Source organism: Gracilibacillus sp. JCM 18860 (assembly GCF_055395245.1).
This window is the reverse complement of record NZ_AP043868.1, coordinates 754,509-767,879: the sequence shown is the minus strand read 5'-3', so window position 1 is coordinate 767,879 and position 13,371 is coordinate 754,509. Positions and strand designations below refer to the sequence as shown.

Genomic DNA, 13,371 nt, shown 5'->3' with positions numbered 1-13,371 from the left:
AAAGAGATACTTTTTGGGAGGGATCATCATGATCGGCATTATTGGAGCAATGGATGAAGAAATAGAATTATTAAAAACAAAAATGGAAATCGATGAACATCTCGTAATAGCCAATAGTCACTTTTTTATTGGTAAGCTGGAGGGAAAAGAGGTTGTCCTATTAAAATCAGGCATTGGAAAAGTCAATGCCGCAATGACTACAACCATTCTTTTTGAAAGATTTCACCCAGAGTATGTGATAAATACTGGGTCAGCAGGAGGATTTCATCATGACTTAGAGGTCGGGGATATCGTCATTTCCACTGAGGTCGTTCACCACGATGTAGATGTTACAGCATTCGATTATGAATATGGACAATTACCAGGTATGCCAGAAAGATTTTTATCTGACCCAATTTTAATGGAAAAAGCCATGCTAGCAGCTAAGAATATTCAAGAAATCCAAGCAATGAAGGGTCTTATCTCTACGGGAGATACATTTATGCAGGATGAGGACAAGGTGTCTTTTGTTAGAGAGAAATTTCCTAATCTGATTGCTGCCGAAATGGAAGCTGCAGCTGTTGCACAAGTATGTTACCAGTATGAAACACCTTTTGTGATTATTCGTGCATTATCTGATATTGCAGGGAAGGAATCTTCTGTTTCCTTTGATTCATTTTTAGTAAAGGCCGCTGAGAATGCAGCAAATCTAATTATGGATGTTATTAAAAGCTCATAACAAATAGGAAAAAGCAGTGGGAAAAGAAATCCTACTGCTTTTTCCTTTGCTATTTTTTTAATTCATTACGGTAATATTCATGAAATACTTTCATTAATGCTCTTTTTTCAATTCTAGAGACATAACTTCTGGAGATATTGAGCTTTTTCGCAATTTCACGTTGTGTTAGTTCGTCTTTATTTCCTAAGCCAAATCTGGCAATTATAACTTCTTTTTCCCTACTGTCTAATACACGTAAGTATTTTTGTACCTTTTCAAGCTCCATGTGCAATTGTATCGCTTCGGTAATGTCTTCATTTTCTGCTTCTAGGATATCCATTAAGCTAATCTCATTTCCTTCTTTATCCTGCCCAATAGGATCATGAAGAGATACATCTTTTTTGGTTTTCTTAATTGCACGCAAATGCATGAGGATTTCATTTTCGATACAACGAGCAGCATAAGTAGCTAGTTTCGTCCCTTTTCCGCTCGAGAAGCTTTCAATTCCTTTAATTAGCCCAATTGTACCGATTGAGATTAAATCCTCAGCGTCCTCACCGGTGTTTTCAAATTTTTTGACGATATGTGCAACAAGTCGAAGATTATGTTCAATTAATTTATTACGTGCCTCATCATCTCCTTGTTGCATTCGTTCAATCATTTCTGCCTCTTCCTGTGGTGGAAGTGGTTGTGGAAAGGTATTATTTTTAACATAGGCAACAAAGAACAATGCCTCTTTAATAAGTGCAATAATACCGAACAAGATTGACAATCTAACACCTCCTCACTAGGTATACGCCCATATTTCATTGTATGTCGACATGTTGTCCATTGTGCTAGTGGATTTATGGTGGACTGTAATCCTGTGTTATTGTTTCGGACGCTAAAAAGTAGAAAAGGGCAAATTATCACTAATTAGTTATAATAATCAAATTATTCCTTTGGTAAAAGCCTGTTAAAAAGTATAATAATGTTATTACCATATATGATTGGACGTGTGATTATGCAAAAAAAGATATTGCTAATAGAAGATGACCAAGAAATTAGTGAACTGATAACAAGTCACTTACAAGAAGAAAATTACTCGGTACTTTCTGTCTTCGATGGTGAAATAGCACTTCGAATTTTTGAAAAGGAAGCCATTGATTTAGTTTTACTAGATATCATGCTACCGAAGTTAAATGGGATGGATTTTTTAAAAAAAGTGAGAGAAATTAGCTTAGTTCCAGTGGTGATCATTTCAGCTAAAGGAAGTGACATCGATAAAACGTTAGGTCTAGGATTTGGTGCAGATGATTATTTGAGCAAGCCTTTTTCCATGCTTGAATTAACTGCAAGAGTGAATGCTGCCATTAGAAGAGCTACACAATATGTTTCCATTAGCAACGACACTACTTTCGGCTCCATACAATTTGGCAAACTTACACTCAATTTAGATACTTTTTCAGTAAATGTGAAAGGGAAACATATACAACTAACTTCAAAGGAATTTCAAATTTTAAAGCTATTTATGACGAACCAAACGAGAGTCTTTACAAAAGAACAAATTTACCAGTTTATTTGGGAAGATGATTTTTACGGTAATGAGAATGTCATTAATGTTCATATTCGTAGACTTCGTGAAAAAATTGAAGAAGATCCTTCTAAACCTCAATACATTCAAACCATTTGGGGAATTGGCTATAAATTAGGAGAGTAATAAATGAATATAATACCATATGTAATCATTCCAGTACTATTGATCGTGGTAGGTTGGCAGTATTTATCAAGGCAAAAGTTAAAAAGTGAACTCAACGAATTGCACAAAAATTTAGCTCGTATCATAGATAATGAAACAACTGAAAAAGTACTAGTGCAAACAAATTATTATACTGTTCGAAATCTACTTTTACAAGTAAATAGACTTCTAAGTTATAATCAAAGAGTAATTGCTGATTTTAAGAGAACAAAAGAAAGCTTGAGAAAAATGCTATCTAATATGTCACATGATTTAAAAACTCCCATGACAGTTATTTTAGGTTATGTTGAGAAAATAAAGAAAAGCGACAAAATTTCTAAAGAGGAACACAATGAAACAATACATCGCCTTCATGATAAAACGTTAAGTGTTATTAATTTGATGAATCAATTTTTTGATCTTGTCAAAATAGAGTCAGGGGATATGGATCTTCCAATGAGCCGTTTATCCATAAATGAAATTTGCAGGAAAAATATTTTAGAGTATTACCATTTATTGCATTCAAAAGGGCTTCGTGTAGAGGTAGATATTCCAAATATAAATCATTATATTCTCGGAAATGAAGGTGCATTAAACCGAATATTCAGTAATCTTATTTCGAATGCTATTCGTTATGGAAGTGATGGGGGTGTGATAGGTCTAACGATAAGAGAAGAACTTGAGACTGTTGCAATTGATATCTGGGATAAAGGTAAGGGTATTGAAGAAGTGCACCTGAATCGAGTGTTTGAGAGACTTTACACGCTAGATGATGCAAGGAATCCTGAATTTCAAGGGAGTGGCCTTGGACTAAGTATTACGAAACGTTTAGTAGAAACAATGAATGGTGAGATCCATTTATATAGTAAGCCTTTTGAAAAAACAATCTTCACTTGCATTTTTAAAAAAATTACATATTAAACATGGTCGTCCTCCCGAATTACAGTCTCTTTACTTACTTAAAAAAGTATTAAGATAGCACCATTTATCACTTAAGAAATTTGTAAGGAATATGAAAGAAAAAAAACAAGATTGTTTATTATGATAGAAGTATCGAAGGAGGTTCATTCATGGATTATATTGTTCAAACGAATAACTTAACAAAAAAAATAAAAGGGAAGGACCTTGTGTCAAATATTAATATTCACATAAAAAAAGGTGAGATTTACGGTTTTCTAGGCAAGAACGGAGCAGGTAAAACGACAATTATGAAAATGCTTACAGGAATGACTTCACCAACAACTGGAGAGGTTTTGCTGTTCAATGAACGACTTACAGAGAAATCAAAATTATCCCTAGCAAGAGTCGGCAGTATCATTGAATATCCAGTTTTTTTCGAGCATTTAACAGCATTCCAGAATTTAAAATTGCATTGTGAGTATCTAGGTTTTTATGATGAAAATGACATAAAACAAGCATTGCATTTAGTGAATTTACAAGGAATAGATAATCAAATCATAAAAGAGTTTTCACTGGGAATGAAGCAGCGACTTGGAATTGCAAGAGCGATTATCACAAAGCCTGAATTAATCATTTTAGATGAGCCAACTAACGGCTTAGATCCTATAGGTATAAAAGACATACGTCATTTAATTCGAATGCTAAATAAAGAATATGGAATGACATTTCTTCTTTCTAGCCACATTTTAGGAGAGTTAGAGCATGTTGTGGATCGGGTAGGTGTCATTCATGATGGTAAATTATTGAATGAGATAACGTTAGCTGATATTCGAAATGGGAGATCTGATTATATAGAGCTTGTGCCAACTAATGTTCAGCGGGCTGTTTTTTTATTAGAAAATGAACTTCATATTTCAAACATGAAAATTATAGAAGACCACAAAATTCGCATATATGATATGTCCTATAAACAAAGTGAAATATCAAGAACACTGATTATGCATGATGTAAGTATTGAAGAAATGAAAAAACACTCAAGCTCATTAGAAGACTATTTTTACCAGCAAATCTATGGAGGTGGTAATATTGACTAATTTGATGCGTTTGGAGTGGAAAAAATTAAAGCAAAAATCTATCGTGGGGGAAGTGGTTATTTATCCACTAATTTTAATGTTTTTACCTGTGTATTTTATTGAAGCCGTTAGTCCTGATTTTGGTAAGGACTATGCGACAGTTATTGAATTGAATATGTTCATTCAAATGGGCTTTATCTTATTTGGAGGCTCTTTGATCAATCAAGTTTTTATTGATGAATATAAAAACAAAACAATTTCACTAGCTTTCAGATATCCAATCAGTCGGAAGAAGCTATTTACAGCGAAGATTTTATTTATTGGACTCTTTGTGTTTCTGCTTACCATGATTTCCTATATGTTAACAGGTATTGCCACGTATATAGTTGACCAGGTACATCCAATTATTCAAGGTGATCTGACTAGTTTTGATTTGCTCACATTCTTTTCCCAAATGGTATTTCGTTCATTGATCATCACCTTGATGAGTTTTGTTCCACTATTTTATTTTGGTATTTGCAAAAGGGCAACTATTCCAACTGTTATCTGTGCAATTGTCGTCATGCAATCACATTTTGTAAGTATGATCAATCTAAATTTTGATCTTATTCTTGCTGTACTTACTATTTTGGGAGTAGTAAGCATTGTTCTTTCTATTACTACAGCGGAAAAATTTGGAGAGATATAATTTTTCTTAGGAGGTAGAACATTGGTTATTTCTATTGTTTTAAAGAGCATTTTAATTTGTTTGTTTTTAGTACTTGGAGTTCAGAAAATATTCGGTCATCCAATGCAAGTTGAGATTTTTAAGAATCTTCAGCTCCCACAATGGTTTAGGTTGGTTACTGGGTGGGTGCAGTTGGTAGGAGTGATATTCTTAATTATAGGTTTTTGGGAAGAATGGATGACTATAATTGGAGGAATTTGGTTAGGTGTAACGATGTTCTTTGCCTTTTTAGCACACAGCAGAGTAAAAGATACATTTGGAAAATCTGTTCCAGCTTTAGTATTCCTAATTATTGCTATTGTGCTCGTAATATCAACCTATGCTAAAATGTGATTAATTACTTATGAACATGTCATCTAGAAAAGATTAGATAAAAGGGAGAAGTTTAAAATGATTTTAGAAGCAGTAATGCTACAGGTGAAAGAAGGTTTAGAGAATGATTATGAACTCGCATTTCTTGAAGCCTCCAAAATTATCTCATCAATGAAAGGGTATCGATCACATCAATTACATCGATGCATGGAAAAGAAAGGGAAATATCTGTTAGTCGTGGAATGGGATACACTTGAGGACCATACGGTGGGATTTAGACAATCACCAGATTATCAGAAATGGAAAGAAAGACTTCATCATTTTTATGATCCATTTCCAGTCGTCGAACATTTTGAAAAGGTTGTCCAACAATGATTAACTAGCATAGTTGATGTCATAGTGAGTATATTTAATACGATAAGGATGAAGGGAGATTTACTTATGGAAACAAGCAGAGTTAGGAAGATGTACGATTACCATGTGTGGGCAAACCATCAAGTTATTGAGCACTTAAAGCAATTGCCTGATTCTATTTTTCATCAACCTATTACTAGCGTTTTTTCGACTATTTCAGAGGTTATGGTTCATCTATATGTTACAGATATTATTTATTTATTAACATTAAAAGGTGTCCACTATGATGATGTCCTAAAGATAATAGATGAGCAGAAGTCACAGCTTGAAGGAGCAGATATCGCTGCGGTAGAAAAAGCATATCACAAGCTTTCTGAAGATTATTATCAGTTTTTGAATCTACATCAAAATTTAGAGGGAACAATCAAAGCTGAACATCCTCGTTATGGCAAAACAGAATTCGTCATGGCAGACATTCTTCATCATGTGATTAATCACGGGACCTATCATCGAGGTAATATTACGGCAATGCTTCATCAGCAGGGCGAGAAAGGTGTACCTACTGATTATATTTATCATATTTTTTCATGAAAAGTGGGGGAAGTTATTCTTTCCCCATTTTTCTTATGATCAAACTCTGTGATAAAATGACTGTTTAGATAGAAGCATAAATCTCCTTCGATGGTTTACAAAAAAATAACAAGCTTGATAAAATTGGTCGTAAAGCAAATAAAGGAGGACAATGAATGGTGGTAGACATAACCCACGACTAACCTCTGAAGTTGCTAGCTTGTTGACTCAATATAATTTAGAAAACAGTTTAATCGGGAAGCGAAAACCGATAAACACAATGGAAATATGTCAAATGTTAAATGTTCTTCTTATCATTTCGAATAATACAATGAATAATAGAAACATTAAACAAAAGCACTTCGGGTATATGAAAATATAGCTCGACAGTGCTTTTTTGTTAAAGGTGGAAAGTAATTTGGAGACCATTAAATGTAAAAGGAAGGGATATCTAATGCACTCAAGAATATATTTTGTCATCATGTTATTGGTGCTCTTGACTATTGCTATAATATATTTTATCAATGATGATCGAACGGAACACAATAATGAGTCGGATGATTCGAAGGGATTAGGCCACAACCATGATATAACTGATGAGGCAATAATAAATCAAATGAGTTTAGATGAAAAAATCGGTCAAATGATTTTTGCTGGAATTTCTGGTACTTCAGCTAATCAAAAAACGAAGGAATTAATTCATAAGTATAAAATCGGAGGAATTATTCTTTATGCTGAAAATATAGAAACATCTAAGCAAACCCTCCAATTATTGAATCAACTAAAAATGGAGAATGAGGATAACCCTCAGCCACTTCTGTTAGGAATTGATCAAGAAGGAGGAGATGTTTCAAGATTACCAAAGGAGATAATACATATTCCTACAAATCAAGAAATTGGAGCACGTAATAATTCGCAGTTCTCCTATGAAATTGGCACCCTTTTAGGAAAGGAGTTAAATGCATTTGGATTTAATCTTAATTTTGCTCCTGTTTTAGATGTAAACAGTAATCCAAATAACCCTGTTATTGGGGATAGATCATTTAGCAATGATACAGATGTTGTAAGCAAGCTAGGAATAAAAACAATGAAAGGTATTCAATCTCAAAATGTCATTTCCGTGATTAAGCATTTCCCAGGTCATGGGGATACTTCTGTTGATTCTCATTTGAATCTACCAGTAGTGGATAAGTCACTTGAGCAGCTAGATGAATTGGAGCTACTCCCCTTTAAAGAAGCGATAGATAATGGTGCTGATGCTGTGATGATCGCTCATCTGTTATTACCAAAAATAGACGGCAAATTTCCTTCTTCCATGTCGAAAAAGGTTATAACAGATATTTTAAGGGAACAGCTTGCATTCGATGGAGTGGTAATTAGTGATGACATGACGATGAATGCTATAACAAACAATTATGATATGAAAGAAGCAGCGGTTGAATCCGTATTGGCGGGAAGTGATATTATATTAGTTGCACATGATTATAATAAAATAATTGCCACTGTAGATGCCTTGAAGCAGGCAGTAATCAAAGGGGAAATATCAGAGGATAGAATAAATGAGAGTGTCAGAAGAATCATTGGGCTAAAAAACAAATATACCATTAGAGATAAAAAGGTGAAATCCATTGATATAGAGACACTCAATCAATTCATTCGAAACATATTGAACCAATATTTCGAATGAAAGTAAAAAAGGAGAAAGCCGAAGCTATTCTCCACTTACTTTTTCTCCACTCGTTTGGCTTCTTCATATTCATCGCGAACGATGCCGTCTCTTGACCATGGCTTCACTTCCGACATATGTGCTGCACGACCGATCATATGAGCAGAAACAGGTGCCGTCAACAAGGTAAAAATAATACCAAGTATTAGCTTACCACTTACGATATCGTGTCGTGCATATAAAAAGATAAAAGCACCGATTAAAATCCCTGCAATACCAAGGGTAGAAGCTTTAGTAGCAGCATGTAGTCTTGTGAAAATATCAGGAAAGCGAATGACACCAATCGTTGCAGAAAAAATAAAAAATGTACCGAATATAAGTAACAAAATAACTAGACAAGCTAGTATGACCTCAATTATGCTTTCTGTCAATGATAACACCCTTTTCTAGAAATTTTGCTAAAGCGATCGTTCCAATAAAGAGAAGGATACCTATGAGTAAAATAACATCATTCAATTTAGTGGTATAAGTAAGAACGGCAACAAGACCGACCATTGCCATTAGGTTGATTCCAATTGCATCAAGTGCTACAGCACGATCTGGATTGGTAGGTCCTTTAATTACTCGATACAATAATAAGGCAATGGATATGCTAATAATAACTAAACAAATTATCGTAACAATAGGAATAACCTCATCTTCTAAAATTAACGAAAGCTCCTTCATCTTGTCACCTCCATTATCGCTTTCTCAAATGTATGTTTAATAGCGTCAATTGCTTCCTCTTTATCATTGATGTCCATCGCATGAATATAAATGACATCATGACTTTCGGAAACATCTACAGATAGCGTTCCTGGAGTTAGGCTAATAAGAGATGTTAGCATAGTAATTTCCCAATCTGTTCGTAATTCGGTTGGCATAGCGAAAATTCCTGGATTATATTTTCTACCGGGACGGTATACCCACTTCACAATCTCCAAATTAGCTAAAAGTAATTCTTTCAAAAATAGTAGTACTAGCTTGATGATTTTCCAAACACGATGTAAGTAAAATGCATCTGGTATAAATCTACCTAGAATAAATAAAAGCAATGCACCAAAGATAAAACCCGTTAAAAAAGAGGCGAAATGGTAGCTTTCATTTAAAAACATCCACATGACGGCAATGATCAAATTTAATAAAATTTGTAGTGGCATATTAGTTTACTCCTTTAGAACAGTATCCATATATATTTCTGGGTTCATCAGATATTCTCCAATTGACTCTATACTTGGATAGAACCATTCTGCCCCAACTCCTAGAAGAACATTGAAGAACAAAAGCAATGCAACAGGAAACACAAATCCACGTGCTACTCTTCGATTTGGTCGGATGTTTGGATCCTTTTCTCCCCAGAACCCTCTGATGAAAATACGCATAACAGATAATAGGATTAGCAAGCTAGAACCTAAGCCAATAATGGCAATTGCGATCTCTCCTTCTTCGAAAGCGCCTTTAAGTAATAGTAGCTTACCGATAAATCCACTAAATGGGGGAATACCAGCTAAAATGAAACATGCGATAAAAAACATCCAGCCTAATCCTGGGTAATAGTGGATAAATCCATGGATTTTACGAAGGTCGCTTGTTCCAGCTAAATAGGCCACGGCCCCAACTAATAAGAATAAGGCGGCCTTAATGATCATGTCATGTACTAAATAGAACACTGAGCCACTAAATCCTGTTTCATTGAACACGCCAATTCCGATTAATATAAAACCAATAGCTGGGATAATATTATAAGCAATAATAAGCTTTATATTATTCGTTGATAAGGCACCAATCACACCGAAAATAAGTGATAAACCGGCTATCCAGATAAAAAGATCGTGGGTAAAGGATGTCTCATATACGAAAATAAGTGTGAATACGCGAATAATCGAATAAATTCCAACCTTTGTTAATAATGCTCCAAATAGTGCGGAAACAACTGGATTTGGAACAATATATGATTTTGGTAACCAATAATAGAGTGGAAAAAGGGCCGCTTTCGTTGCAAATACAAAAAATAGAAGCATCCCAATTGTTGTTAGGATTCCTTTTTGTTCCACCTCTCCAACCCGTTCTGCAATTTGCGCCATATTTACTGTTCCTACAACAGAATATAGGAAAGCAACGGTAGTTACAAAAAGCATGGAGGAAAACAAATTAATCAATACATATTTGATAGATTCTCGCAGCTGAATTTTTTCTCCACCTAATACAATTAAACCATAAGATGCCATCAACAGAACCTCGAAGAAAACAAATAGGTTAAAGAGGTCTCCAGTTATAAAGGCACCAGAAACACCTGTGATTAACAAGAAGAAAAAAGTATAGAAATAAAATTCTTCTTGTTTTTGACTTAAGGATTTCGGAGCATAGAATGCACAAGCTACTCCAATAATATTCGTTGTTAAAACAAGACTAATGGATAACATATCTGCAACAAGCACGATACCAAATGGCGCCATCCAATCCCCAGCCTCTAAAACAACTGTTCCATTTTGCTGGACATACCATAGTGCCCCAGCTGTTACGAGTACATTGATTACCATCATTACTTGGGTAAAAATACGTACAACTCGCAACTTTTTTGGAAAAAAACTAGCGATAATAGCTGCTAGTAATGGTATGACAATTGGCAATACTGCTAAATTAGTAATCATTTTCGTTTCCCCTTAATTGATCCATATTATCTGTCCCATTTTCTTTAGAAGCTCTATAAGCTAACACAAGCAGGAGACTTGTTACACCAAAGCTAATAACGATCGAGGTTAAGATTAATGCTTGTGGTAAAGGATCTGTATAATTAGACAGACCTTCCTCTAAAATTGGAGGAGCACCTTGCTTCAGCTCTCCCATCGTTAGAATGAAAAGGTGAGCTCCATGTGAGATCAATGCAGTTCCGATAATAATCCGTAAAAGCTGTTTTTGTAGCAGGTTATAGATACCTGTGGTAAAAAGGACGCCTGCAAGGATAGATGTGATGATCTCCATTTATTCCGCCCCCTTTTTGTTTCGTAATTTAACTAGCCCATAGATAGCTAATGCTGCAATACCAAGCACAACTATTTCAAACATTGTATCAAGACCACGCATATCTACAAGAATGACATTGACAACATTATCTCCGCCCCCTAGGTCGTGGGAGGTCTCAATAAAGTATTCGGAAATAGTGTCAAATAGCTTCGTATTATGTGCTGAAATAGCAACAACAGTCATCAAAACTCCAAAACCAAGCGAGATCAATACATTCATTGATTTAACCGCCTTAGACTCAATGCGTTCGGTTAAATTAGGTAGATGATAGAAGCATAGTAGGAATAGTGCTACTGTTATGGTCTCCACTACAAGCTGCGTTAGCGCAAGGTCTGGTGCTTTATAGACAACGAATAACAACGAAAGTCCGTAACCTACCACACCTAAAATTAAGATTGCAGCGATTTTGTTATTAGTAAATATAGTTGCAATCGCAGCGGTAGCCATGGCAAGTGCGATTAAGATTTCAGGCACCGTAATAGGGGCAAGATTACTTGTATCCCAAGCAAAGCCGTTCGTTAGACCAAGTGCGGTAAAGCAACAGATAACAATCGTTAAAAGAATAAGCACCATATATCTTCTTAACGATCCATTCATGTACGTATTCGTAATTTTGGCTGAACTATTTTCTAGCTGTGCCAAAATGAAGTCATATGCCTTGTTTAGGCTTAGCTTTCCAGGTATGAAACGGTAAATCGATTGCCATCCTTTTCTTGAGATGGTTAAGACGATACCAAAGCCAACAACGGCTAAAGACATATAAAATGCTGGAATGAGTCCATGCCAGAATTGGATATGTGCTTTTACTGGTTCTCCGTAAATCGCTTCAGCTGCATGTGCTAGAATGGTTTCATTGAATAGAAATGGTGCTAGCCCGATAACCACAATTCCTAATACTAAAATAATAGGAGAGATTAGCATACCGAATGGTGCTTCATGAGGTTTTTTGGGAAGCTGATCAAACTGTTTCTTTCCTAGAAATGTTCCAAACACAAGATACATGGAGTAAACAAATGTAAATATACTTCCAAATACCGCTAAGTATGGAATGGCGTTACTTAATAGGTTCGCTAATTCCGATGTATATTCATTCAGGTGTAAGGATGAATCGAAGAATTTCTCCTTACTGTAAAAACCGTTCAAAAACGGTAATGGAACACCAGCCATTGAAAATGTACCAAAGAAGGCAAGAGTACCGGATATAGGCATTAAGGTGAAGAGACCACCAAGCTTGCGAATATCTCTTGTACCTGTTTCATGATCGACAATACCCGCAATCATGAACAAACTACCTTTAAATGTAGCATGATTTAAAATATGGAAAACAGCTGCAAAAATAGCAGCTTTTGTACCAAATCCCAACATTGTCATGATCATTCCAAGCTGACTAATCGTTGAAAATGCAAGAATACCTTTCAGATCGGTTTGTCGGACAGCCATGAAAGAGCCCCATACTAATGTAAGCACTCCAATACCGCTAACGAAGATAAAAAACCAATCACTCATGACGAAAATCGGACTAAAGCGGGCAACTAAAAAAATACCTGCCTTTACCATTGTTGCTGAGTGTAGATAAGCACTAACTGGTGTCGGTGCTTCCATCGCATCTGGTAACCAAATATGGAACGGAAATTGTGCTGATTTCGTAAACGCACCTAGTAAGACAAGTGCTAATATCCAACCGAAATAATCACTAGATAGGATAACATCTGCTTGTTCAATCATTGCTTGGATACTCGTTGTATTCGTAATAATAGATAGTAGGATGAAACCACCAAGCATACTTAATCCACCAAAAACGGTGATGAGCATGGATTTCAAAGCACCATACCTAGATCGTTCTTTATAATTCCAATAACCTATTAATAGGAATGAAGAGATAGAGGTTAACTCCCAGAAAGAGTAGAGAACAAACACATTATCAGACAGTACTACTCCTAGCATGGCTGTCATGAAGAGGAGTAAATAAACATAAAAATGTGATAATTTTTCTGAGGTATGCAAATAAAAAATGGAATAAAAAGTAACTAATGCTCCGATTCCACTAATTAGTAAAACAAACAAAAGACTTAATCCATCCAGATAGAAATCAATACCAATCTGAAGTGATGGAATCCAGCTATATTGTTCCATTACTGTGTCGAAATCTTTACCTATGAAGCGAACAAAGTAAATAAAGATAGCTAAAGGTGCTAATAATACAAAATAGCCAGTATGTATCTTTTCTTTCCATTTACTTAAAAAAGGTATGAAAATGGCCAATATCGCAGGTAAAAAGACTGCAAATAACAT

General features: G+C 35.2%; 17 protein-coding genes. 10 read left to right on the top strand and 7 right to left on the bottom strand.

The annotated features are described in order from the left end of the window. Positions 1 to 25 precede the first annotated feature (25 nt). Positions 26 to 718 carry a 5'-methylthioadenosine/S-adenosylhomocysteine nucleosidase gene (mtnN, locus tag ACZ5R4_RS04060; RefSeq protein WP_109984589.1) on the top strand — a complete coding sequence of 231 codons (693 nt, stop codon included), beginning with the start codon at positions 26 to 28 and terminating at the stop codon, positions 716 to 718. 49 nt (positions 719 to 767) lie between these two features. On the opposite strand, the gene sigK is transcribed toward mtnN, so the two are convergent. Then, the gene (gene sigK, locus ACZ5R4_RS04055) at positions 768 to 1,469 is read right to left on the bottom strand and encodes an RNA polymerase sporulation sigma factor SigK (protein ID WP_054859204.1); all 702 of its coding nucleotides are present in this window, start codon (positions 1,467 to 1,469) and stop codon (positions 768 to 770) included. 231 nt (positions 1,470 to 1,700) lie between these two features. On the opposite strand from sigK, the gene ACZ5R4_RS04050 reads away from it, so the two are divergent. The 9 genes from ACZ5R4_RS04050 (at position 1,701) to nagZ (ending at position 8,037) form a co-directional block, all read left to right on the top strand. After that, a complete protein-coding gene (locus ACZ5R4_RS04050; RefSeq protein ID WP_109984590.1) occupies positions 1,701 to 2,396 on the top strand; it encodes a response regulator transcription factor in 696 nt (231 codons plus the stop codon). Between the two features lie 3 nt (positions 2,397 to 2,399). Then, positions 2,400 to 3,335, top strand: a complete 936-nt coding sequence (locus tag ACZ5R4_RS04045; protein WP_464368089.1) for a sensor histidine kinase — start codon at positions 2,400 to 2,402, stop codon at positions 3,333 to 3,335. A gap of 149 nt (positions 3,336 to 3,484) precedes the next feature. Next, the gene (locus ACZ5R4_RS04040) at positions 3,485 to 4,408 is read left to right on the top strand and encodes an ATP-binding cassette domain-containing protein (protein ID WP_054859205.1); all 924 of its coding nucleotides are present in this window, start codon (positions 3,485 to 3,487) and stop codon (positions 4,406 to 4,408) included. After that, positions 4,401 to 5,075, top strand: a complete 675-nt coding sequence (locus ACZ5R4_RS04035) for an ABC transporter permease (protein WP_464368088.1) — start codon at positions 4,401 to 4,403, stop codon at positions 5,073 to 5,075. Before ACZ5R4_RS04040 ends, ACZ5R4_RS04035 begins: the two co-directional genes overlap by 8 nt. Positions 5,076 to 5,096: 21 nt before the next feature. Further along, a complete protein-coding gene (locus ACZ5R4_RS04030; RefSeq protein ID WP_054787779.1) occupies positions 5,097 to 5,447 on the top strand; it encodes a DoxX family protein in 351 nt (116 codons plus the stop codon). A 57-nt stretch (positions 5,448 to 5,504) separates the two neighbouring features. Further along, positions 5,505 to 5,801: an antibiotic biosynthesis monooxygenase gene (locus ACZ5R4_RS04025; protein ID WP_054787778.1), complete on the top strand. Its 297-nt coding sequence runs from the start codon at positions 5,505 to 5,507 to the stop codon at positions 5,799 to 5,801. Between the two features lie 66 nt (positions 5,802 to 5,867). Further along, a complete protein-coding gene (locus tag ACZ5R4_RS04020) occupies positions 5,868 to 6,371 on the top strand; it encodes a DinB family protein (RefSeq protein ID WP_054859206.1) in 504 nt (167 codons plus the stop codon). Between the two features lie 151 nt (positions 6,372 to 6,522). Further along, positions 6,523 to 6,732, top strand: a complete 210-nt coding sequence (locus tag ACZ5R4_RS04015) for a hypothetical protein (RefSeq protein ID WP_054787777.1) — start codon at positions 6,523 to 6,525, stop codon at positions 6,730 to 6,732. Positions 6,733 to 6,804: 72 nt separating this feature from the next. Next, a complete protein-coding gene (gene nagZ, locus ACZ5R4_RS04010; RefSeq protein ID WP_464368087.1) occupies positions 6,805 to 8,037 on the top strand; it encodes a beta-N-acetylhexosaminidase in 1,233 nt (410 codons plus the stop codon). Positions 8,038 to 8,072: 35 nt separating this feature from the next. Here nagZ and mnhG read toward each other — a convergent pair whose 3' ends face one another. The 6 genes from mnhG to ACZ5R4_RS03980 are packed head-to-tail and all read right to left on the bottom strand — an operon-like array spanning position 8,073 to position 13,371. After that, complete coding sequence (mnhG, locus tag ACZ5R4_RS04005) at positions 8,073 to 8,447, bottom strand: monovalent cation/H(+) antiporter subunit G (protein ID WP_054859209.1); 375 nt, start codon at positions 8,445 to 8,447, stop codon at positions 8,073 to 8,075. After that, positions 8,428 to 8,742, bottom strand: a complete 315-nt coding sequence (locus ACZ5R4_RS04000) for a Na(+)/H(+) antiporter subunit F1 (RefSeq protein WP_054787773.1) — start codon at positions 8,740 to 8,742, stop codon at positions 8,428 to 8,430. The genes mnhG and ACZ5R4_RS04000 overlap by 20 nt, the downstream gene beginning before the upstream one ends. Continuing rightward, positions 8,739 to 9,215, bottom strand: coding sequence for a Na+/H+ antiporter subunit E (locus ACZ5R4_RS03995; RefSeq protein WP_109984101.1), 477 nt, complete (start codon positions 9,213 to 9,215; stop codon positions 8,739 to 8,741). The genes ACZ5R4_RS04000 and ACZ5R4_RS03995 overlap by 4 nt, the downstream gene beginning before the upstream one ends. A 6-nt stretch (positions 9,216 to 9,221) precedes the next feature. Beyond that, positions 9,222 to 10,703: a Na+/H+ antiporter subunit D gene (locus tag ACZ5R4_RS03990; RefSeq protein WP_109984591.1), complete on the bottom strand. Its 1,482-nt coding sequence runs from the start codon at positions 10,701 to 10,703 to the stop codon at positions 9,222 to 9,224. Next, entirely contained in the window at positions 10,696 to 11,037 is a 342-nt protein-coding gene (locus ACZ5R4_RS03985; RefSeq protein WP_054787772.1) for a Na(+)/H(+) antiporter subunit C, read from the bottom strand. The genes ACZ5R4_RS03990 and ACZ5R4_RS03985 overlap by 8 nt, the downstream gene beginning before the upstream one ends. Next, positions 11,038 to 13,371, bottom strand: a complete 2,334-nt coding sequence (locus tag ACZ5R4_RS03980; RefSeq protein WP_109984102.1) for a Na+/H+ antiporter subunit A — start codon at positions 13,369 to 13,371, stop codon at positions 11,038 to 11,040. It lies immediately after the preceding gene.